This window comes from Alienimonas sp. DA493, assembly GCF_043951915.1.
Classification (GTDB): Bacteria; Planctomycetota; Planctomycetia; order Planctomycetales; family Planctomycetaceae; genus Alienimonas.
Map to the genome: position 1 here is coordinate 1 of NZ_JBINJD010000088.1, position 21,055 is coordinate 21,055.

The 21,055-nt window shown below is 71.3% G+C and carries 20 protein-coding genes; 9 read left to right on the forward strand and 11 right to left on the reverse strand.

The window, feature by feature from the left end; translation table 11 throughout:
* Together rnpA and yidD are read left to right on the forward strand one after the other, a co-directional pair.
* On the forward strand, window positions 1-443 hold a 443-nt coding region (gene rnpA / locus ACG2DA_RS13805; protein WP_395256363.1), incomplete at its 5' end, for a ribonuclease P protein component.
* On the forward strand, window positions 443-673 hold the full coding sequence (gene yidD, locus ACG2DA_RS13810) for a membrane protein insertion efficiency factor YidD (protein WP_395256364.1): 231 nt from the start codon (window positions 443-445) through the stop codon (window positions 671-673). The genes rnpA and yidD, both read left to right, overlap by 1 nt.
* A 93-nt stretch (window positions 674-766) precedes the next feature.
* On the opposite strand, the gene ACG2DA_RS13815 is transcribed toward yidD, so the two are convergent.
* From ACG2DA_RS13815 to ACG2DA_RS13850, 8 genes are all read right to left on the reverse strand, one after another.
* Window positions 767-2,713, reverse strand: a complete 1,947-nt coding sequence (locus ACG2DA_RS13815) for an HDOD domain-containing protein (RefSeq protein WP_395256365.1) — start codon at window positions 2,711-2,713, stop codon at window positions 767-769.
* Window positions 2,714-3,145: 432 nt separating this feature from the next.
* Window positions 3,146-4,012: an FHA domain-containing protein gene (locus ACG2DA_RS13820; protein ID WP_395256366.1), complete on the reverse strand. Its 867-nt coding sequence runs from the start codon at window positions 4,010-4,012 to the stop codon at window positions 3,146-3,148.
* A gap of 147 nt (window positions 4,013-4,159) precedes the next feature.
* A complete protein-coding gene (locus tag ACG2DA_RS13825; RefSeq protein ID WP_395256367.1) occupies window positions 4,160-4,660 on the reverse strand; it encodes a GNAT family N-acetyltransferase in 501 nt (166 codons plus the stop codon).
* Between the two features lie 112 nt (window positions 4,661-4,772).
* Window positions 4,773-5,687, reverse strand: a complete 915-nt coding sequence (locus ACG2DA_RS13830) for a hypothetical protein (RefSeq protein WP_395256368.1) — start codon at window positions 5,685-5,687, stop codon at window positions 4,773-4,775.
* Between the two features lie 53 nt (window positions 5,688-5,740).
* Window positions 5,741-6,709 carry an alpha/beta hydrolase gene (locus ACG2DA_RS13835; RefSeq protein WP_395256369.1) on the reverse strand — a complete coding sequence of 323 codons (969 nt, stop codon included), beginning with the start codon at window positions 6,707-6,709 and terminating at the stop codon, window positions 5,741-5,743.
* Between the two features lie 257 nt (window positions 6,710-6,966).
* On the reverse strand, window positions 6,967-7,413 hold the full coding sequence (locus ACG2DA_RS13840) for a hypothetical protein (protein ID WP_395256370.1): 447 nt from the start codon (window positions 7,411-7,413) through the stop codon (window positions 6,967-6,969).
* 127 nt (window positions 7,414-7,540) lie between these two features.
* Window positions 7,541-8,836 carry a glycosyltransferase gene (locus tag ACG2DA_RS13845; RefSeq protein WP_395256371.1) on the reverse strand — a complete coding sequence of 432 codons (1,296 nt, stop codon included), beginning with the start codon at window positions 8,834-8,836 and terminating at the stop codon, window positions 7,541-7,543.
* Window positions 8,833-9,459, reverse strand: coding sequence for a WcaF family extracellular polysaccharide biosynthesis acetyltransferase (locus tag ACG2DA_RS13850; RefSeq protein ID WP_395256372.1), 627 nt, complete (start codon window positions 9,457-9,459; stop codon window positions 8,833-8,835). Before ACG2DA_RS13850 ends, ACG2DA_RS13845 begins: the two co-directional genes overlap by 4 nt.
* A 232-nt stretch (window positions 9,460-9,691) precedes the next feature.
* Between ACG2DA_RS13850 and acs the strand changes: the two genes are divergently transcribed.
* Window positions 9,692-11,737, forward strand: coding sequence for an acetate--CoA ligase (acs, locus tag ACG2DA_RS13855; RefSeq protein WP_395256373.1), 2,046 nt, complete (start codon window positions 9,692-9,694; stop codon window positions 11,735-11,737).
* A gap of 123 nt (window positions 11,738-11,860) precedes the next feature.
* A complete protein-coding gene (locus ACG2DA_RS13860) occupies window positions 11,861-12,787 on the forward strand; it encodes a DUF3800 domain-containing protein (protein WP_395256374.1) in 927 nt (308 codons plus the stop codon).
* A gap of 34 nt (window positions 12,788-12,821) precedes the next feature.
* Here the strand turns inward: ACG2DA_RS13860 and ACG2DA_RS13865 are convergent, their stop codons facing one another.
* Both ACG2DA_RS13865 and ACG2DA_RS13870 read right to left on the reverse strand, forming a co-directional pair.
* Window positions 12,822-13,433 carry a MarC family protein gene (locus tag ACG2DA_RS13865; protein ID WP_395256375.1) on the reverse strand — a complete coding sequence of 204 codons (612 nt, stop codon included), beginning with the start codon at window positions 13,431-13,433 and terminating at the stop codon, window positions 12,822-12,824.
* A gap of 91 nt (window positions 13,434-13,524) precedes the next feature.
* Window positions 13,525-14,508, reverse strand: a complete 984-nt coding sequence (locus ACG2DA_RS13870) for a DMT family transporter (RefSeq protein WP_395256376.1) — start codon at window positions 14,506-14,508, stop codon at window positions 13,525-13,527.
* Between the two features lie 164 nt (window positions 14,509-14,672).
* Here ACG2DA_RS13870 and ACG2DA_RS13875 point away from each other — a divergent pair, with 164 nt between their 5' ends.
* The 3 genes from ACG2DA_RS13875 (at window position 14,673) to ACG2DA_RS13885 (ending at window position 17,779) form a co-directional block, all read left to right on the forward strand.
* The gene (locus ACG2DA_RS13875; RefSeq protein ID WP_395256377.1) at window positions 14,673-15,425 is read left to right on the forward strand and encodes a class I SAM-dependent methyltransferase; all 753 of its coding nucleotides are present in this window, start codon (window positions 14,673-14,675) and stop codon (window positions 15,423-15,425) included.
* Between the two features lie 7 nt (window positions 15,426-15,432).
* Window positions 15,433-16,125 (forward strand): rhamnogalacturonan acetylesterase, encoded by a 693-nt coding sequence (locus ACG2DA_RS13880; protein ID WP_395256378.1) that lies wholly within the window; start codon window positions 15,433-15,435, stop codon window positions 16,123-16,125.
* A 91-nt stretch (window positions 16,126-16,216) separates the two neighbouring features.
* Window positions 16,217-17,779, forward strand: a complete 1,563-nt coding sequence (locus tag ACG2DA_RS13885) for an alpha-L-arabinofuranosidase (RefSeq protein ID WP_395256379.1) — start codon at window positions 16,217-16,219, stop codon at window positions 17,777-17,779.
* A 24-nt stretch (window positions 17,780-17,803) separates the two neighbouring features.
* On the opposite strand, the gene ACG2DA_RS13890 is transcribed toward ACG2DA_RS13885, so the two are convergent.
* The gene (locus ACG2DA_RS13890) at window positions 17,804-18,103 is read right to left on the reverse strand and encodes a Rho termination factor N-terminal domain-containing protein (protein ID WP_395256380.1); all 300 of its coding nucleotides are present in this window, start codon (window positions 18,101-18,103) and stop codon (window positions 17,804-17,806) included.
* Between the two features lie 266 nt (window positions 18,104-18,369).
* Here ACG2DA_RS13890 and ACG2DA_RS13895 point away from each other — a divergent pair, with 266 nt between their 5' ends.
* Both ACG2DA_RS13895 and ACG2DA_RS13900 read left to right on the forward strand, forming a co-directional pair.
* Window positions 18,370-20,346: a hypothetical protein gene (locus ACG2DA_RS13895; protein ID WP_395256381.1), complete on the forward strand. Its 1,977-nt coding sequence runs from the start codon at window positions 18,370-18,372 to the stop codon at window positions 20,344-20,346.
* 66 nt (window positions 20,347-20,412) lie between these two features.
* Window positions 20,413-20,976: a sigma-70 family RNA polymerase sigma factor gene (locus ACG2DA_RS13900; RefSeq protein WP_395256382.1), complete on the forward strand. Its 564-nt coding sequence runs from the start codon at window positions 20,413-20,415 to the stop codon at window positions 20,974-20,976.
* Window positions 20,977-21,055: the final 79 nt, after the last annotated feature.

Sequence of the window (21,055 nt, forward strand, 5' to 3'; positions counted from 1 at the left end):
AACCGAGCCGGGCCGGCGAATCGGACGAGCGGTTCTCCAAACATCTGCGGCTGCGGACCACGCCGCAGTTCGCACGGGTGTACGACGCAAAGTGCCGGGCCGGCGACGGCGTGCTGCTGGTGTTCGGGGCGCCGCGGCCCGACGACGACCCGGGCCGCCTCTATCAGGGCCGGGCGGTTAGTCGGGTGGGGCTGAGCGTGTCCAAGAAGAACGGCAACGCGGTCGTCCGGCACCGCGTCAAACGCCTGCTGCGGGAGGCGTTTCGCACCTCCAAGGCCGACCTGCCGGCGGGGTGGGACTTCGTGCTCATCCCCCGCCCGAAGACCGGCGCCGACCTCCCACGGCTCCGCAAAAGCCTCGTCAAACTCGCGCGCCGCCTGCCGGGACAGTGGGCGAAGAAGCACGCCCCCCGCGACGGGGCGAACCGCGACGGGACGCGCTGATGGCCGGATTCCTCAAACGCCTGCCGGCGCTGCTGCTGGTGGGCGCGGTGCGATGCTATCAGGTGTGGATCTCGCCCCTGCTGGGGCCGACCTGCCGCTACACGCCCACGTGCAGCCAGTACGCCATCGAGGCGGTGCGGAAGTACGGGGCGCTCCGCGGCGGGTGGAAGGCCGTCTGCCGGATCGGCCGCTGCCACCCGTTCCACCCCGGCGGCTACGACCCGCCGTAAGGCGTCGGCGTCGCCGTTCCTCGCCGGGCTTCGGTGAAGCGATCCCCCCTCTCCCTCAACGGGAAGGGGAGAAGGGAATCGCCGTCCGGGCCATTACGCCACGGCGGCGACGGAGCGTTCGAGGGGGGTGAAGCTCGGGCCGGCGGCGGCGTAGGCATCGAGCAGCGCCTCGATCTCCGCCGGGTCGGCGTGGCCGCGGGCGACCAGGGCCTCGCCCAGGGCGCGGGGGTTCTCCTGCTGGCGGGCGAGCAATTCGGCGAGTTGTTCGTGATTGAGCAGCCCCAGCCGCACCGCCGCCTCGCCGAAGCGTTCGCCGGCCTCCTGCACGTCGGCGATCATGTCGGTTTGCACCTCGTCCAACACGCCGACCTCGCGGGCCAGGGCGCCCAGACTAACGTCCGGGGGGGTGAGGTCGGTCAGAGCCTCGCCCACGTCCCGCACGGCGATGGCGCCGCTGGCGCTGAGCCAGCGGGAGAACCGCCGGGCCGCGACCGCCGCGTGCAGCTTCCGCTCCGCCGGGGAAAGCAGGCTGCGGACGACCACCTTGTCGCGGCCGGTCTTCTTCGCCTCGTACATCGCCGCGTCGGCCTCGGCGAGCAGCTTGTCGGCGGCGTCGGGCAGGTCCGTGGGCACCGCCAGGGCGACGCCGAAGCTGGCCGTGGTGTTCACCGCGATGCCGCCCACCGTGCGGCAGGTCCAGGCGACCGCTTCCCGCAGCCGTTCCGCGACCGCCCGGGCGCCGGCCTCGGTCGGCCGGGGGATCAGCACGACGAACTCCTCCCCGCCGAAGCGGGCCGGCACGTCCGTCCGCCGCAACACTTGGGCGAACGCCCCGGCGACGGCCCGCAGCACCCGGTCGCCGACGGCGTGCCCGTAGGTGTCGTTGACCGCCTTGAACCGGTCCACGTCCGCGAAGATCACCCCCACGGTGCTGCCGGTGCGGGAACAGACGGCGACCTCCCGCCGCAACGCGTCCACCAGATACGGCCGGTTGTACAGCCCGGTGAGCGAGTCGCGGAGGCTTTGCTGTTGCAGGTCGCGGTGCTCCGCCTCCAACCTGCGGTGGCGGTCGGCGAGGGCGTCGGCCTCGGCGGAGCGCCGCGTCGCCAGTTCGGAAAGATGCTCGTTGGCGACCGCCAGCAGGTCCGCCGGGTTGCCCAACTGCCCCAGGTCGACCTCCAACAGCCCGGCGGCGGCGTCGGCCCGCTCGCGGACGTCTTCCAGAAAGACCGTCAGCGCCTTCCCCTTCAGCCCGAACAGCGCGCCGGCGGTCTCCCGCAGACGGCCGAGGGCGGGGCCGGCGTCCGGCCCGCAGAAATGATCGCCCACGGCGCTGGCCAGCGCCGCGGTGCGGACCAGCGGCACCGCCGGGGCCGGCAGCAGGCCCCCGGCGCGGGCCGCCTCCAAGGCCTCCGGCGTCTCGTGGTGGCGGGCGACGGCGAACGCGAGTCGTTCCGGCAGGCCCCAACGCTGGGCCAACTCCCCGCCCACCGCGGCGTGGTCGAACCCCCACTCCGCCCGCTCCCGCGCCGCCGGATCGACTCGGGCCTCCTTCGACGCCGCCCACACGGCGGCGGCCTCCTCCGGAACCGCCTTGAGCAGCGCCAGCGTGCCCAGATCGCACAGCAGCCCGGCGAGGAAGAGGTCGCCCTTGCCGGACAGCTCGCCCTCCCCCGCCCCGCCGGGCAGGTCGCCGGCCAGCTCGGCGGCGGCGGCCTGCACCACGCAGCGGCGCCAGTACGCCCGATAGGCGTCCGCCGTCACCCCCGCCTTCAGCGCGTCGTCGGCCAGGCTGAACGACAGCGCCAGCGAGACGACGCCCCCCGCCCCCAGCAGGGCGACCGCCCGGCTGACGCTGGCGACCTCGCCCCGAAATCCGAAGAAACTGCTGTTCGCGGCCCGCAGCAACCGGGCGGACATCGCCGGGTCGGAGGCGATCAGTTCCGCGATGCGGCCGACGTCCACGTCCGGCTTCCGGGATTCCTCCAGCAACTGCACGGCGACCGCCGGCAGGGTCGGCAGCCCGGGGGAATTCAGCACCGCTTCCAACGTGACTCGACGATCGGCCGGCGAAGCGTCCGGGGCGGCAGATTTCGACACGGGACGAGCGACGTTGGGCGAGGCGGGGGGCACGCTGTCAACTTCGGCCCGGCGGGCCGCCGGCGCGGTTCGGAAGCGCCGACCCGGATCGGAATCCCGCCGCGGGAGGGCGGGAAACCCGGTCATACCGACCGTGCCGTAAAAAGAAGGCCCGTTTCCGCCCGCAAAACGGACCAATCAGTCCGCCCCCAACACCCGGAGGAAACCCCGAGGATGCTATGGGGGATCTCCTGTCTCAATCCCGAGCGTCCCGGCGTGTCGCCCGGACGTTCCTTGGCGACGCGGGAAACGGTCCGGGAAGTCCGGCCGACGGGGCGGAACGGGCGGCCAGGGAGTTGTCCCCGGAACGGCGCCGGACGGGCGGGGCGGCGGTCAGTGAGGCTCGGCCGCGGCCTTGAGCATCTCCGCCAACGCCATTTCCAACCGAGCCAGGCGTTGCCAAGCGTCCCAGGAAACGATGCGGGGCGGCTCGCCGTGAGCGTCTCCGCCGTCGGGCTTCCCGTCCCGGCCGGGAAGCCCGCTGCCGCCGGCGCCCCCCGGCGACCCGCCGTCGCTGGGCGTTTCTTCCGGGGAGAGCGGTTCAGACCGCCGGGGCCGCGAGGCGGCGAGGTCGGGGGCGGCGTTCGGCACGCGATCCGGCAACGGCAGGGAGCGGAAGTCCGCCTCGACGGCCTCCAACAACACCCCGCGGAGCTCCTCATGGGCGAACCCGAGCAGATCGCACAGCTGGGCCTGCTGGGCGAGGTCCAGGTCCTGGGGGACCGGCGGCCGCTCCCCGGGCGGCAGGAACGGCGGGACCCCGGGGACGTCCTCCACCACCTCGCCCCGCCCCGGACCGGGCGCGTTGCCGGCGGTCCGCCCCCGCGTGTCCTCGGGGTTGCCGCCGACGCCCGCCGTTTCGGCGGCGCGGCGTTCCCGGGCGGCGGAGGTCAGTCGATCCAGTTCCTCCCGCCCCCCGTAGGTCAACAGGCAACGCCCCAGCGCGATCTGGTCCCCCGGCCGCAGCACCCGGGCGCTGATCGGCCGCCCGTTGACCCGGGTGCCGTTCGTGCTGTCCAGGTCCGTGAGGATGACCCGCTCGCCGTCCTCCTGCACCTTGGCGTGGAACCGGCTCACCCGTTCGTCGTTCAGACGAACCGTGTTCTCCTCCTCCCGGCCGATGGAGACCGGCGTGGGCAGATCCCGGAAGGTGGTGCCCCGCTCCAACCCCTCCAACACCTGTAGGGTGATCCGGGCCATGGGGATCGGCCGTGTACGACGGGAGGGGGGAAGGAAAAACGGATTGTGTGGACGCACTTGTCCGCTACAAGCGGATTCGGGACGCCAATCGGGTCTACAGCGGCGATCGGGCGCGGCGGCGGGCGGCGAAATGCGTCGTCCGCGGAATCATAGCCCCGTCGCTCCGGGGGGGGACCGTTCAAAGACGACGTACCCCGGGGCGACGAACCCGCAGCGGCCGTAAACCGCGTGGGCGGCATGATTCTCACGCTCCGCGTACAGCCGCAACCCCACGGCCCCGGCCGCCTCGGCGGCGCCCGCCGCGTGGTCCAGCAATTGCCGGAACGCCCCCCGCCCGCGGCGCTCCGGCCGCACGAAAACGCTTTGGATCCACCAAAACGCGCCGTTCCGCCAGTCGCTCCACTCCCAGGTCACCATCAGGCAGCCGACCGGCGCCCCCCCCGACGCCGGGCGGGCGACGAAGTACCGCCCCTTCGCCGGGTCCGCCAGGACCGCGGCGACGCCCGCCCGCACCGTCGCCGGGTCCAGGCGCTTCCCCTCGGTCTCCTCGGCGAGCCGCAGGTTGAACTCCGCGATCGCCTCCGCGTCGTCGGGGCCGGCGGGCGCGACGACGAACGCCGGGGCCGCGTCGGGGGGGGAGTTCGTCATACCGCCGCCGCCTCGGGCACATCCCCCGCCGCCCACTCCGCGGCGACGCCGGCCGGGCCGCCCGCCGGCGGGGCGAAGGCGACGGCCGCGAGGGAGAGCAGCGGGGCGACGGTCATTCGGCCGGCTCCGCGGCGGTCCCGGTCTCCGTTTCGGTCGGGTCGGCAGTGGCGGGCTCCGCCAGCCGCAGGTCCGACAGAACGGTCCAGGGCTGTTCCGTGAAGGCGGCGCGCAAGTCCGCCAACAGGGTTTCGATCTGCCGGTGCACGGCCTGCGTCTGCCGGACGGTCAGCACGCCGTTGAAGAACGACATGGCCCCACCCTCGCCGTCGATCTCCTCCCAACCGCCCCCCTGATCGATCCCGCCGGTGACGGTTTGGATGAGGTGGATGAGCGGCTGTTCGGCGGAGACGGCGGCGTCGAGCGTTGAGGCGTTTCCGTTCGTCCCGGCGGCCAGGGCGGAACCCTCGTCGACCCGATTGACCACCGGGAGCGGGCCGAATTGCCCGCCGGTCGGCCCTTGTGCGGATTCGATCCGGGTTGGGACCGGGTCCCAGTGGTACGCCGCCCCGGCGGCCGCTAGCAGGTCTCGCACTGGGTAGACGCGGGTGACGAGCGTTTCATCCGCGTAATCCTGCGTGGTGATGCGGAGGACGCCGCCGTCGTTCAGGTAGGTCAGCGGGACGTCGTTGACCAGAATCAGCGCCTCCTCCACCGCTGTCCGCACCGGGAACCGCCCGGCGGGCAGACGCAGCCCGTCCGCCAGCGACAGGTCCCGCAGATCGACGCCCTCCAGATCCAGCCGCGGCGTGTCCGGCAGGACGGTCTGGTCGGGCAGCAGGATCGACAGGGCGTCCGGGAGGCTGGTCTCGGGGCGAATGTCCACCGCCTCCGCCGGCGGGGCGTCGAGGGCGGCCTCCAACTCCGCCGCCGCCCGCCGCTCCAGGGCGAGCCCCGTCAGCGGGGCGTTCTCACCGGGAACGGCCGGCGGGGCCAGCAGGCAAACCAGCAGCAGCGGGGCGGCGGACATCAGGCGGGCGGGAACCTGGGAAGGAAACGACGGCCGGGTTCAGCCGAACGGACTCACCGCCGGCCGGCGCGGTCCCGCCACTTCTCGGGGCGGGCCTTTACGTACAGGTCGAGGAAGCCTTTGCCGTCCGGCCGGGCAAGGCCCTGGAACAGCTTCTCGCCCAACGGCGGCCGCAGCAGGGAGGTGCCCCGCAGCGGCACGCCGGGCACCGGGGCCAGCACCACGCGGGTCGCCTTCTCCCCGCCGAGGCGTTCGTAGAGGTCCTCGGCGGCGCCGTCGTCCCGCTGGTCCTCGGAGCCGTAGAGCATCAGGAAGGCGATGTCGGCGCTGTCGTCCGCCAACTGCCGCAACACCTTGCCGGGGTTCAGGCCGGGCACGGAGGCTTCCGGCGAGAGCAGGGCGACGGCCCGCACGTCCTGTCCGGTGGGGGTGCGGAACGCCGGGTCCGGGGCGTCGACGAGGGGCTTCTTCAACCAGTCGGCGTAAGTGAACAGCAGGGCCGCGGGGGCGGCGTCCTCCGCCGCCACGATCCCCAGCTTGCGGACGTTCAGCTGTTTTTGCTGGTGCAACTGGACGGCGAGGGCCTTCACCGCCTCCAGATCGAACCGCACCACGCCGCGGTAGTCGGCGGAGCGCATCTCCTCGCCGGTCTCGGTGCGACCGTTCAGAGAGGCTTCGCCGTGCTTGCGGAGGTCCGGGGCGAGGACGGCGTAGCCCATCTTCTCCAAGTGCTCGGCGAGGGACTGCCAGTTCTTGCGGTTGCCCTTCTCGCCGTGCAGCAGGAGGACGACGGGGGTCTCCTCGCCGGCGCCGGCGGGGAGGTAGACCTCCACCGGCAGCGTCCAGCCGTCGGGGGTGACGACGGTTTCGGTGCGGACGGCGGCCTCGGCCGGGGCGGCCGCCAGCAAGGCCGCGGCGAGGGCGAGCCCCGCGGCGGCGAGCCGGCGGGAGGGAAGCGGGGGGGCGAGGCTCATCGCGACGATCTCCGGCGGGGGCAACAGGGCTCGGACGGGCTCCTGCATCGTACGGGCCGGCGCGAAGCCGGCACAACGGGCGCGGGCACGGCGCCCCCTCCCCCGACGCCCCCGCAGGCCGCCCGCCCGCAGAGTTTTCGCACGCCGTGCAACGGGCCGGGGCGGCGGTCGGGCGACGAGGAACCGAACCGTCCGCCTCGGACCGCTTCAGTTCGAAGGATCGCATGCGGTTTCGCGGGGGTTCGAGGTTCTCCGGCCTCGCGAAACCGCAAGCGGTCGCCCAAACGCCTCCCTCGCCCCGCCGTTCAGGCGCGAGCCCCCAGCGCCGCGGCGACGCGGCCGATGGCGGCGTCTTCGGCCTCGCTGACCTGGGGGCCGACGTCGTACAGGCCGCCGGCGGCCTCGGCGATCTGCCGGGCGAACGCGACCACGTCCGCGACGAACCGCTCGCGCTCCTCCGCGTCTTCCCCGGACAGCGCCGCCCGCACCGAGCGCCACGCGGCGTCGGCCTCGCCGCCCAGCACGGCTTCGCCGGCCGCGGCGGTCGCGGCGTCCAGCGTGGCGGCGTCCGACGACAACCGCTCCAGCGCGCCGGCGAACAGGGCGCCGCACTCCCCGCAGGCCTTCATCTGCTGGCGGAACTGATCGATCTCCGCGGCGTCCAACGAGCCGTCCGCCGTCGCCACGGTGAAGAAGGCCAACGCGGGGGCGACCGCGAGCGGGTCGGACGTGAGGGGGTCGGCGGCGCTCATCCCGTCACCTTCCCCGCCCCGCTTCGCAGAGGCAAGTCGGGGAAGTGAGCCGCCGGGCGCGACGGGTGTGGAGTATTGAGTAGAGGAGTCGGGAGAACGGAGCAGCCCCTCACTGAACTCCGCTCACTCAAACCCGCCGCACTCCCGCCGGCTCCGGGCCGCCGGCGAGCCAGTCGTAGAGGGCGCCGAACCGGCGGGCGATCACGGGCCAGGCGAACTCCGCCTCCGCCAGCGCCCGGGCGGCGGCCCCGCGGGCGGAGCGGGCGGCGTCGCGTTCCGTCACCAGTTCCGCCAGCCCGGTGCGCACTGACGCGGCGGTCGGCTCGACCCGCAACGCCCCGCCGCGGTCGAAGCCCTCCGGCAGGTTGCAGGCGTCGGTCAGCACGGTCGGCAGGCCGTAGGCCCAGGCTTCCAGCACCGCCACCGGCATGCCCTCGCTGTGGGAGGGCAGGACGAAGGCGCTCGCCGCCGCCAGCGCCGCGGCCTTCCGATCGCCGAACGCCGGGCCGTAGAAGCCCAGGGCACCGGCGTCGCCGGTCGGTCGCCCGTCCAACCCGCAGAGGCCCGCGGCGGCGGCCCGGCCCTTCAACTCCTCCGCGTGGCCGCCGTCGTCCCAACCGAGAACCGCCACGTGCCAATCCCGGGCGGCCGGTTCGCTTCTCAACAACTCCGCCCAAGCGTCGATCAGCAGGTCGAGCCCCTTTTTCGGATGCAGCCGACCGAGAAACAGCAGGACCCGCCGGCCGCCGACCGCGGCGCGCACGGCTTCGTCCTCCCCCCACGGCGGGGGGACGTTCGGGCGGGGGGCGTCCAGCGAGACGCCGTTGGGAATCACGAGGATCGGGGCCGTCACGCCGTAGGCGCGGGCGGCGTCGGCCTCGGCGTCGGCGAGGGCGTGCAGGCAACCGGCGCCGGCGAGATGGGCCCGCTCCGCCGCCCACCAGGCTAACTGCTTCTTCGCCCGGCTCCGCCGCACCGCCCACGGATCGAGCATCCCGTGCGGGGAGACGACCCACTGTCGCCCGCTCCGCCGCCCCCAAGCCACCGTCGCCTTGGAACTGTGGTGCCAGAGCCCGTGCGAATGCACCACGTCCGGGGTCAACTCGCCCAGCCGGCGGTCCAATCCCGGCGCGTAGCCCCAGGTGTCGTGGGCGAACCGCGGCCCCCGCGGGGCGAAGGCCTCCCCGGCCAGCGGTCGGTCCCCGACCCGCCCCGCGGCGGCGGCGTCCTCTTCGAAATGTTCGTCCCGCACGCTGAGGACGTGCGGCGAACGACCGATCGCCGACAGGGCCCGGGCGAGGTCGAGGATCACCGACGCCAGCCCCCCGCCGGCCCGGCTGACCGACCGCGTGACCATCGCCACCCGCGGCGACGCGGCGTCCTCGACGACATCGGCGACGGCGGGCGAGGCCGCGGAGTTCACGCGGCGATTCGAGGCTTCAACACGCCAGCTGGATTTCCGCCGACGATCATGCCGGGCGGCACGTCCTTCGTGACCACTGATCCCGCCGCCACCACCGCCCCGGCGCCGATCGTCACTCCCGGCAGCAGCACGGCCTTCGCCCCAACCCACGCTTGGTCCTCAATCGTGATCGGCTCGACGAAGAGGTCGAAGCTCGGCCGGGTGTGGTCGTGCCCGCCGGTGCACAGGTAGGCTCCCTGAGATAGGCAGACATTGTGTCCCAGCCTTACGGGGGCAAGGTTGTCGATCCACACCCCCTCCCCCACCCAGCAGTGGTCGCCGACGACGAGGTTCCGCGGGTCCTTGATCCGGACGTTCGGCTTCATCACCAACCCCGCCCCGATCTTCGCCCCGAACGCCCGCAAAATCCGCGATTTGGGCCGATAGAACGGAAACCAGGCGCTGTCGACTACCAGCGAGCCGACCGGCCACCAGAGCATCCACCAGAGCAGCCCGGGACGCTTTTGCTCCTCCGGCCGCCGGAAGGCGACAAGGTCCTGCACGACGCCGACGTCAACGGCGTCCGCGGAGACGACGCGGAACTCCGGAGACGATTTGATGGGCGAGAGTTGAGGCGCGGACACGAAAACGGACCGGGGCAAGGCGGGGCGGCCCCCGATCGGGGCGAACAGTACGGACATACTACTCCACACCCGGTTCCGTCTAGAGCGTCGCCCGGGGAGCGGCGCCGAACGGTCCGTCGCCGCGCGAATGTTCCGCCGCCCGGTGCAGCGTTTGCGCGCCCGTTTCCCCCGTCGCGGGGTTCATCGGTATCCTCCTCGGCGTTCGCCCGCCGACTGCTTTGGGAACCTTCCGATGTCCGACGCCAAACCCGCCTCCGTCTCCGATCAGGCCGACTTCGATCCGCCGCAGGACGAACGCGACGGCGCCGCGGCGGGCGCCGAGGCCGGAGGCGGCGGGAACATCGAGTCCCACCTCAACGAGGCCCGCACCTTCCCCCCGCCGGAGGCCTTCTCGCAGTCGGCCCACATCAAGAGCGAGGAGGAGTACCGGCAACTCTGGACCCGGGCGAAGGACGACCCGGAGGGCTTCTGGGGCGAACAGGCCCTCGAACTGCTCACCTGGGACACCGACTTCGCCGCCGTCAAACGGGGCGAGATGCCGGAGACGGAGTGGTTCGTCGGCGGCAAATTGAACGCCTCCGTGCAGTGCCTGGACCGGCACCTGGACGGCCCCCGCAAAAATAAGGCCGCGATCGTCTGGGAGGGCGAGCCCGGCGACGTGCGGACGCTGACCTACCTCCAACTGCACCGGGAGGTGTGCAAGTTCGCCAACGTCCTGCGGGGCCTGGGCGTGGAGTCCGGCGACCGGGTCACGCTGTATATGCCGATGGTCCCCGAACTGGCGATCGCCATGCTGGCCTGCGCCCGGATCGGGGCGGTGCACAGCATCATCTTCGGCGGCTTCAGCGCCGACGCCGTCGCCGACCGCAACAACGACGCCGGCGCGAAAGTCATCGTCACCGCCGACGGCGGCTGGCGCCGCGGCAAGGAGATCCCCCTCAAAGCCGCCGTGGACGAGGCCCTCGAGAAGAGCCCCACCGTCAAAAAGTGCGTCGTCGTCCGCCGCACCGGCGGCGACGTCACGATGACCCCGGACCGCGACCTGTGGTGGCATGAATTGATGGCGGACGCCTCCGCCGACTGCCCCGCCGTGCCGGTCGACAGCGAGCACCCGCTGTTCATCCTGTATACCTCCGGCAGCACCGGCAAACCGAAGGGCGTCCGCCACGGGACCGCCGGCTACCTGCTCGGCGCCCAGCTCACGTCGAAATGGGTCTTCGACTTAAAAGAGGAGGACACCTACTGGTGCACCGCGGACATCGGCTGGATCACGGGGCACAGCTATATCGTCTACGGCCCGCTGGCCAACGGCGCAACCTCCGTGATGTACGAGGGCGCCCCCAACTGGCCGGACCCGGGGCGGTTCTGGGAACTGGTCGAAAAGCACCGCGTCAACGTCTTCTACACCGCCCCGACGGCGGTGCGGGCCTTCATCAAATGGGGCGACGAGTGGCCGGCCCAGTACGATCTGAGTTCCCTCCGCCTGCTGGGCAGCGTGGGCGAGCCGATTAATCCCGAAGCGTGGGTGTGGTATCACGAGAAGATCGGCGGCGGCCGCTGCCCGATCGTGGACACCTGGTGGCAGACGGAGACCGGCGGGATCATGATTTCCCCACTGCCCGGCGTGACGCCCACCAAGCCGGGCTCCTGCACGTTCCCCCTGCCCGGCGTGGTGCCGAAGATCGTCAACGAGCAGGGCGAAGAGGTCCCCGACGGCGAGGGCGGCCTGCTGGTGATGACCCAGCCCTGGCCGCACATGCTCCGCACGCTGCACGGCGACCACGAGCGGTTCAAAGACGTCTACTTCGGCAAGTTCCCCGGCATTTATTTCGCCGGCGACGGCGCCCGCAAGGACAAAGACGGCTATTACTGGGTGCTGGGCCGGGTGGACGACGTGATCAACGTCTCCGGCCACCGCCTGAGCACGATGGAGGTGGAAAGCGCCCTGGTCTCCCACGACGCCGTCGCCGAGGCCGCCGTGGTGGGCTTCCCGCACGATTTGAAGGGCGAGGGCATCTGCTGCTTCGTCACCCCCAAGGGCGAGCCGGACGACCCGGAGGCCCTGCAACAGGAACTCACGCAGCACGTCCGCGGCCAGATCGGCGCGTTGGCGACCCCGGACCAGATCCGCTTCGCCGCCGCCCTCCCCAAAACCCGCAGCGGCAAGATCATGCGGCGCCTCCTCCGCGACATCGCCGCCGGCCGCGAGACGACCGGCGACACCAGCACGCTGGAGGACTACACCGCTGTGGCGAGCCTGCGGCAGGAGGCGAGTTGAGTACCTGAAGGATACAAACCTGAAGCGTGCGAACCTTTAGGGGCTTGTGGGGGTCGTTGCTCATATTCGGTCGAGACCTGCGCAGCACCAGTCAATATCCCTCCTGCGAGCCGTCGATCGGCTGTGAACAGAGACCCGCTCTACATATTCATCGACGACACTTCGCTTGCTGATGGCTCCGGCTTCGTCCAAGCGGCTGTCCCAATACTGAAGTCGAGCTATGTGGAGCACGTCGCACCGGCTGCCCGACGCCTGCTGGGTTCGTCGAAAGAGTTCAAGGCGTCAAAAATCAAGTTCAACAACGTCAGTCGGTACGCAGGGTTTGTTGACACCTGGAAACCCTATTCAGCAGCCCTGCGAACGCCGCACGGAATCGGCCCTGTAGTCACCGCTGGCCCGGCGGATGCTTACAAAGAGGAGAACCTTGCGGAGGTTCGAAGTTTTTTGGCCAACGTCGTCAACACGACGCTGGGAGTTCGTGGCCAAGATGTCGACTCAGTCCTACTCGAGTTTACCCGCGTTGCTGCCTGGCTATCCCAGCATGGTGGCGCCATCGTGCCGAAGCCAATCCCCAATGGCGTTGTAGTAGTTGTCGACGAGAGATATCGACAAGCCGCATCGTCTGACGCGGCAAGACTGCTTTACAACCCACGCTTTGGCATAAGGGAAGGGACTCTATCAGAGGCTCTGCGTACGGCCGCAAATATGCTGTTGCCCGAATGCGGTTCAGGATCGATTCTGTCAGAGGTGATTGCTTTTCGCTTCGTGGAGTCCACGAAGTCTTTTGGTGTTCAGGCGGCGGACTTGCTGGCGAATCTGACCTACGCAAGAATCCGGCATCAGTTAGGAGCAACCTCGCCCTCCATCGACAACCGGATTGCTGTATATAACAGGCAGTTTGAAGACTTTGCCATTAGCAACGAACTCCTGGAGAATATGTACCTCACCCGAGGGAAGGACGGCCAACAACATGCCGGCATTCGCTCCGGCGTCAAAGGGGCCCGCTGGTGCTACGGCGGAGGACCTGTCACGAGGTCGGCCGATTCTTGATCTGGCAGGTCACCCGGCGAAGTTGACGGTCTCTTTAAAACTTCCGCGCCCAGACCAGCGCTCCCTGCATGATCATTTCGATCGAGACGGTGCCGACGTAGAGCGCCGTGATGCGGCCGGCGACTTCGATGTAGCGCTGAATTAAGGCCTCGTTGCGGGGGCGGACGTAGTCGTGGGCGGCCTTCAGCAGCACGATGGTCATGACGCACAGCGTCACGCCCAGCAGCACGATCGCGCAGGCCACGAAGCCGTTGTGCCGCTGGCCGACGACCACGCTGGCGCTGACCGTGCCCGGGCCGATCAGCACCGGCATCGCGATCGCCCCGGCGAGCTCCTTCGCGTCTCCGCGGAGCATCTCGATCGCCGCGGGGCCCTGAAAGAGAAACTGCAACCCGATCAACAGGAACACGACCCCGCCGAAGATCTGAAACGACGCGAACTCCGCCTGAATCACCGTCGAAAAGATCGCGTCGCCCAGCAGAGCGAAGGCGCAGAACACGGCCCCCGCGATCCCGCCCGCCCGGGTCAGCACCCGGCGGAACCGGTCCCGGTCGACTTTGTGAATCACGTCGACCAGATAAATCACGATCATGAACGGATTCAGCAGCGTGACGAACAGGGCTGCGGACAGGAAGGCTCCGGGCATGCGACGCGGGCTGACGTTCAGGTCGTGGGGCGGGACGCGACTGCGGCGTCCGGGGAAAGGTCGAATTGCGCGGCCGGGCGGTCCGGCGACGTCAGTCGTCGTGCATGTCCATCCGGGCGTGGGCCCAGGCGATTAATAGCACGCCGGCGAAGACGATGCCGAAGCCCAGCAGGTGGACCCACCGGAACGTCTCGTTCAGCAGCACGTAGGACAGGACCAGGGCGCTGACCGGCATCACGCCCATAAACCCGGCGGCGATGCTGCCGGGCACCTTTTTGACGCCGGCGTACCACAGCGCCGAGCCCAGCGCGAGGGTGCCGGCGCCCCACCAGGCCAACCCGGCCCACTGCCGCCAAGAGGGGGCGGCCCAGTCGAAGGAGACGCCCTGCCAGAGGGCGAAGGGCAGGAACAGCGCCGCGGCGGCCGCCGCCGAGAGCGTCGCCAGCGTGACCGGGGTGAGGGCGTCGCTGCCGACCCGGCCCAGCAGGGTGTAGGTCGCCTCGCAACAGACGGCGATCAGAATTAATCCGCCGCCCAGCAGTATGCCGTTCATCCAGCCGCCGTTCCCCCCGCCGCCGCCGGATTCGCCCCCGCCGTCGGCGCCGCCGGCGAGGTGCAACGTGGCCACGCCGACGACCGCACAGATCACCGCGGCGATCTTCCGCCAGCCGAGGTGATTGCCGAGGAACAGCCAGGCGCCCACGGCGGTGATCGCCGGGGTCGTGCTCATCACGATGCTGCCGGTCACCCCGCTGACCCGCTGCATGCCGTAGAGCATCGCCAGGGAGAAGGCGACCATCCCGATGACGGCGACCCCGGCGACGACCGCCCAGTCTTTTTTCGTCAGGGCTTTGAAATCCGGCCGCTCCCGGAGAAACAGAACCGGGGCGAGCACGGCGGCGCCCAGCAGCATCCGCCCGCCGCTGGCCAGGGCGACGGGGAAGCCCTCGGTGACGATCTTGCTGACCGGCGTGCCGCTGCCGAAGATCGTCATCCCCGCCAACAGTTGCGCCCAGGCGAGCGGCCGGGACTTCGATCGGTCGTCGGGGGCGTCTTCGGTGCGTTGATCGGCCATGGGGGTTCTCCATCGTGGAGGATCGGCGGCGACGGGCCGGCCGTCGCGGGTGCGAAGCCGGGCCGGCGGGGGGGAGAATCCATGAAGCCCGAACCCGAACCGCCCGCCGCGGCTCCGCCGGTCGTCCCCGTTCGCCCTCGTCCGCCCCGTCCCCGCAGGTCCGTATGACGCCCACGCCGTTGCCCCGCAAATCCTCCGTCGCCGAAATCCGCGCCCGCTTTGACGGGGAGGTGGAACGCTTCTCGCAACTGGAGACGGGCCAGGTCGCGACCGTGGACGCCCCGCTGGCGATGGAGCTGATCACGCGGGCGGCGGTCGCCTGCACGACGCCGATCCGCCGCGTGCTGGACCTCGGCTGCGGAGCCGGGAACAACACGTTGAAGCTGCGGGAGGCGACCGGGCGGGACTTCGACGCGGATCTGCTGGACCTCAGCGAGCCGATGGTCGCCGCGGCCCAGCGGCGGGTGTCCGCTGCGAACGGCAGGGCCGTGCGGCCGCTGGTCGGGGACTTTCGGAAGGTGAGCTTGGAAGAGGGCGCCTACGACGTGATTCTCGCCGCCGCGGTCCTGCATCACCTGCGGGACGACGCCGACTGGCGGGCCGCGTTCGAGAAGCTGCACCGCATTCTGCGGCCGGGCGGGAGCGTGTGGGTTACGGACCTCGTCTCCCACGAGACGCCCGGCGTGCAGGCCCTCATGCAGGCCCGGTACGGCGAGTACCTGGAGCGGCTCGACGGGCCGGCGTACCGCGATCGGGTGTTCGATTATATCGACCGGGAGGACTCCCCCCGGCCGGTCACGTTCCAACTGGAACTCTTGCGAGAGGTCGGCTTCGCCCGCACGGAGCTGCTGCATAAAAATACCTGCTTCGCCGCGTTCGGGGCGCTCAAGGCGCCCGCCGAACCGTCTTCAACGTGAGACTCCCATGCACAGCGCCGTCGTCGCCGCCTCCCTGCTCACGTCCGCCGTCGGCGTTCCGAACGACTCCGCGGACGCCCCCGTGGCGATCGGGCTGATCGGAGACTCCACCGTGGCGGACACCTACGGCTGGGGCCCGGCGTTCGCGGAGCGGTTCGACGACCGAACGACCGTGCTGAACTTCGCCCGCAACGGCGCCCGGCTGGACACGCTCTCAAAACGGCTGGACGAACTGCTGGAAAAATCCCCGGATTACGTGTTGATTCAATTCGGCCACAACGACCAGAAGAAATACGGCGTGGAGACCTACAAAAAGAATCTGACGGACTACGTCCGCCGGGCGAAGGCGGCCGGGGCCCGGCCGATCGTGCTCAGCTCCGTGACCCGCCGGAACTTCGGGCCGGACGGCAAGATTCTCCCCCGCACTGAAGGAGTGCACGGCGGCCTGCCGGCGTTCGCCGCGGCGGCCGGGGAGGTCGCCCGGCGGGAGACCGTGCCGTTTATCGACGTCTATCGAATCAGCGTCGAACATCACAACCGCCTCGGGCCGGAGGCGTCCGCGGCGTACGACTTCGCCGACGACGACCAGACCCACTTCAGCCCCGCGGGGGCCGCGGCGACCGCGGACCTGATCGTCGACGAGTTGAAAGTCGCCCGGCCCGAACTCGCCCCGCGGTTGCGGCGCCCGTCCGTCGACTGACCGTCCCCGGGCCGGCCGCGTGGCGGCGCCGGCGGGGCGGGACGTACGATGCAGTCCGGAAATTTCGCGTCCTGACCATGTCCTAGCACCCATGTCCCGTCCGACGTCCGCCGCCGAAATCACCCGCCGGACCGCGTTGGGCACGCTGGCCGGCGCCGCGGCCGGCGCCGCGCTGCCGGCGACGGGTCGGGCGGCGAGACCGGCGGCGGGCGGGGCGGCGGGGCCGACCGTGACCGTCGACCCGGCGCCGACGCACGCCCTGTCGCCGCACCTCTATATGCAGTTCATGGAGCCGCTGGGGACGAACGACAGCTCCGTCGAAGCCTCTTGGGATCACCTCAACGACCGCTGGCGGCCGGACCTGGTCGAGGCGACGAAGGCTCTCGCCCCGGGGATGATGCGGTGGGGCGGCATCTTCTGCGACTACTACCGCTGGCGGGAGGGCGTCGGCCCGCGGTCCGGCCGCGTGCCGATGCACAACCTGCTGTGGGGCGGGATCGAATCGAATCAGGTCGGGACGGCGGAGTTCGTTGACTTCTCCCGGCAGGTCGGCGCCGACCCGCTGATCTGCGTGAACTTCGAGTCCGACGGCCGCGAGCGGTTCATGCGGGCCAAGGGCTCGATCCGGACCGCCGGCCCCGCGGAGGCCGCCGACTGGGTCGCCTACTGCAACGCCCCGCGGCACCCCGAACGCCTCGCCCACGGCGCCGCGGAGCCGTACGGGGTGACGTACTGGCAGATCGGCAACGAGACCTCCTACGACCGGCGGGGGTTCGACCTGGAAACGGCGGCCCGGAAGACGGCGGAGTTCGCCGACGCGATGCGGACCGCCGACCCGTCGATCCGGCTGATCGGCTGGGGCGACAGCGGGTGGGCCCCGCGGATGGCGGAGGTCGCCGGGGACCGGCTGGACTACCTCGCCTTCCACCAAATGTTCGACCCGGACGACCCCGACGAGCCGACGCTGCGGGGCGAACTCTACCGCCGCGACCCCGCCGCCACGTGGGAGGTGCTGATGAGGGCGTGGGAATTAAACGACCGGAAGATTCGCGAGGTCCGGGAGCAGACCCCCGACGGCCTGCCGTTGGCGATGACGGAGTGCCACTTCGCGATCCCCGGCAACAACCGCAACGACGTGCTGCGGACCTGGGCGGCGGGGGTCTCGTACGCCCGGATCCTCAACAACCACCAGCGGCACGGAGACGTGTTAAAAATCGCCACCGCCGCGGACTTCGCCGGCACGCGGTGGACGGTGAACGCCGTCCTCATGGGCACGCACCCGGACCGGACGTTCCTCATGCCGGTGGCGCTGGTGATGAAGCAGTTCCGGGCCTATCTCGGCGAGCGGGCCGTCCGCGTCGCCGCAGCGCCGGACGGGCTGGACGTCGTCGCCAGCCGGACCGGCGACACGTTCTATCTGAATTTCGTGAACGTTCGCCGCGACCGACCGGCGACGACAAACCTGGCGATCGAGGGCCGCACGGTCCTCTCGGCGAAGGGCGAACTGCTGGCGGACGACCCGACGACCGAAATCTCATCGCTGAACTGCCGCGAAGTGATGCAAACCCGGGCGGTCGCGTTCGACCCCGGCGCGGCCGTCGAGGTCCCGGCCGCGGGCGTGATGTCCCTCGCCTTGGAGACGGCCCCGGCCTGACCCGCCGTCGGCGTCGCCCGGACCCTAATTCCGTTCGCGGATCGCCTCGACCAGTTCCTCCTTCGACATCTTGCTGCGGCCGTCGATGTGAAGCTCCTGGGCGCGGTTGTAGAGCTCGTCCTTGGTGCGATCCTCCAGCGACGTGTTCGGGTTGCCGGTGCCCTGCGTGGATTTGTTGGGCGTGCGGCCCTCCTTGCGGCGGCGTTTATTGACTGTGCGGCCGGCGATCTCCTCGGCGCGGTCCTCGGAGCGTCCTTTGTCCAGTTCGCTCTCTTTGACGTGGTCGTACATCCGTTCGTCTTTGTCGGTCCAGGCGGAGGGCATGGCGGAACCTTTCGATCGGGAAATTGAAGACCGCCCATCTTAAACGGCGTCCGCGGCCCGTCTGCGGGGGCGAGAAGGAGCGACGGGTGGGCGAATTTCCTGTGATCGCCGGCGGTCGCTCCCGTCGCGGTCGCCCCCGTCGCGGTCGCTTCGGCGGGGAGCGGGCTCGGGGGGCGGAGCGTGTCCCGCGTTCCCCCTGCCCCAGCGTCGCCGTGCCCGCTCAACCCTCCCCCGCCGAACGCCCTACGACCGAATTACCGACGGATGTGGAACACGAACCCGCCTGGCCCTCTTGGATGACCACGCTGGGCGCCTGGGCCCTGCATCCCCGCACGATCCGGGCGCTGCTGGGCACCGGCGGCGGGCTGGTGATCGCCGGGGGGTTGGTCTGGCTCGTCTCGCTGGGGGTGTTCGACGACCCGCGGGTGCTGGCCAGCAGCCTGATCGGCGGGTGCTGCGCGCTGCTGTTCCTCGGCTGGGGGCTCGCCACCCGTACCCGCTACCGCATGGCGGGGCTCGCCGCGGCCGGGCTGGCCTGCGTGACGCTGCCGCTCAACCTCTGGCTGCTTCACGCCCAACACCTCGTCGAGGTGACGGGCGGGCTGTGGGCCTGGGCGGCGGGCTGCGCGGCGCTGCAGGCGGCGACCGTCTGGCTGCTGAAGGACCGCCGCTTCCTGCTGGCCGTGCAGGGCGGCGTGACGCTGACCGCCCTGCTGGCGTTGGGGCAGATGCATCGACTGGACGAACCGCTGTGGGTCGCCGGGACGCTGGCCGTGCTGGGGGTCCTCAGCGTGGAGGGGTTCCGGCTGTTCCCCAAAACGAAGCCGGACGCCGGCGGCCCGGACGGTTCGGCGGACGAACAGCCCTTCGCCCGGGACCCGTTCGCCGTGCCGCTGCTGTGGGGCGGGGCGGCGCTGCTGACCGGCGCCGCGGCGTTCGCGGCGCTGGCGGAGGTCGCCCGGCACGGGGTCGTCTTCCTGCCGCGGCTCCCGCTGGAGCCGGCCGCCCCCCGGCTGATCGCCGCGGCGATCTGGACGGCGATCGCCAACGGGCTGGTCTCCCTGGACGCCCTCGCGGCGGACGTGCGGCGGCGGCGGGACCGGCGGGCCGGCCGCACGCGGGACGAGGGGCTGTTCGGCTGGTGGAGCCTGATCCCGGCGCTCGCCGCCGGCGCCGGGGCGGCGGCGGTGTGGAACGTGCTGGAACACCTCGGCCTGCCGGACCGCTGGGACGCCGCCGTGTACGCCGCCTGCGGCGTCGGCCTGCTGGCGGCGGCCCGGGCGGCGGGCGTGAGCGTGATCGCCGTCGACCGCGGCGCCGGGGCCGCCGACGAGGCCCGCGGCCCCGGGGCGACCGCCCTGCGGTGCGGCACCGTCGTGCTGGCCGGGGCGGAACTGTTCGCCGTCTCCAAAGGCATCGGGGCGCTGTTCAACGGGCCGCTGTGGGCCGACGCTGGGGGACTGGCGGCGGTCGCGGGCCTCGGCCTGTTCGGCGGGTCGCTGCACCCGGTTTCCTGGGCGAAGACGCTGCACCGGACGCTCGCCGCGGTGGCCCTCGGCTTGGCGGGGCTGGCGGCGAACGCCCTGCTGGACGTGCCGCTGGGGCGGAAGCTGGAAGCGGTCGCGGTCGCGCTGGGCGCCGCGATGCTCGCCGCCGCCCACGCCGGCCGGGTGCGGGAACACGTCCGCGACGGCCGGCCGGAGGACCCGTTCCTCACCGCCGCCGCCCGCCGCATGCGGGACGAGGAGCGCGGCGTGGTCACGGTCGGCCTGTGGTTCGGCACGCTGTTCGTCCTCCTGCCGACGGCCGCGGCGGTGTTCGTGATGAAGGCGACCGGCGAAGTCTGGGCGCCGGACGCCTTGGCGCTGGTGGCAGCGGCGGCCTCGCTGCTGATCGTCGGCCTGTCGGCCCGCACGCTGGCGCCGGCGCTGGGCGGTTCGCTCGGGCTGGCCGGGGCGGCGATGCTGATCGTCTGGTCCGTCGTGCACCGGGCGGAGGTCACGCTGGGCGTCGGCCTGACCGCCGGCGGGGCGACGCTGTTCGTGCTGGGGCTGATCCTCAGCGTGCTGCGGGACCGGCTGTCGGCCCGCCTCGCCAGCCTGCCCCGCCGGCTCGCCGAGCGCGAGGGCTGGTTCGCGGTGCTGGACTGCGGTGAAGCGGCCGGAATCGGGTGCGGCGGCCGGAATCGGGTGCGGCGGCCGGAACCGGGTGAGCCGGAATGTGGAACGATGAATGTCGAATGACGAAACGGGTATGCTGCGTTTCGTCATTCGACATTCTTCATCCGTCATTCCCCCGCCCCGGCCGCGATGACCGACGACGCCTCGTCCGCGGACGACTTCGAACGCTTCCGCGGCTACCTGCGGCACCTCGCCCGGACGGGGCTGCACGGGAAGTTGAAGACGCGGCTGGACGCCTCGGACGTCGTGCAGCAAAGCCTGCTTCAAGCCCACGAGGCCCGGGACCAGTTCCGCGGGGAGACCGACGCCGAACGCTGCGCCTGGCTGCGGCAGATCCTCGCCCGGGTCATCACCCACGCCGCCCGCGACCACACCCGGGAGAAGCGGGACGTGCGGCGGGACCGCAGCACGGAAGAGAAGCTGGCCGCCGATTCCCTGCGGCTGGGCGGGCTGTTGGAGGCGGACGTGAGTTCCCCCAGCCACGGCGCCGCCCGGCACGAGCGGGCCGTGCGGCTGGCCGCGGCGCTGGAGTCGCTGCCGGAGGACCAGCGGGAGGCCGTCACCCGCCACTACCTCGACGGTGAAAGCCCCGCGGAGATCGCCGCCGCGATGAACCGCACCGGCCCCAGCGTCGCCGGCCTGTTGCGGCGGGGGTTGCAGGGATTAAGAGCGACGCTGCCGGACGTGGGCTGAGGCGGTCTGAAACGCTGTCTTCCACCAACCCGAAGCGTCAGCGAGGGCTCCCGGTTGGCCCTCGCTGACGCTTCGGGGT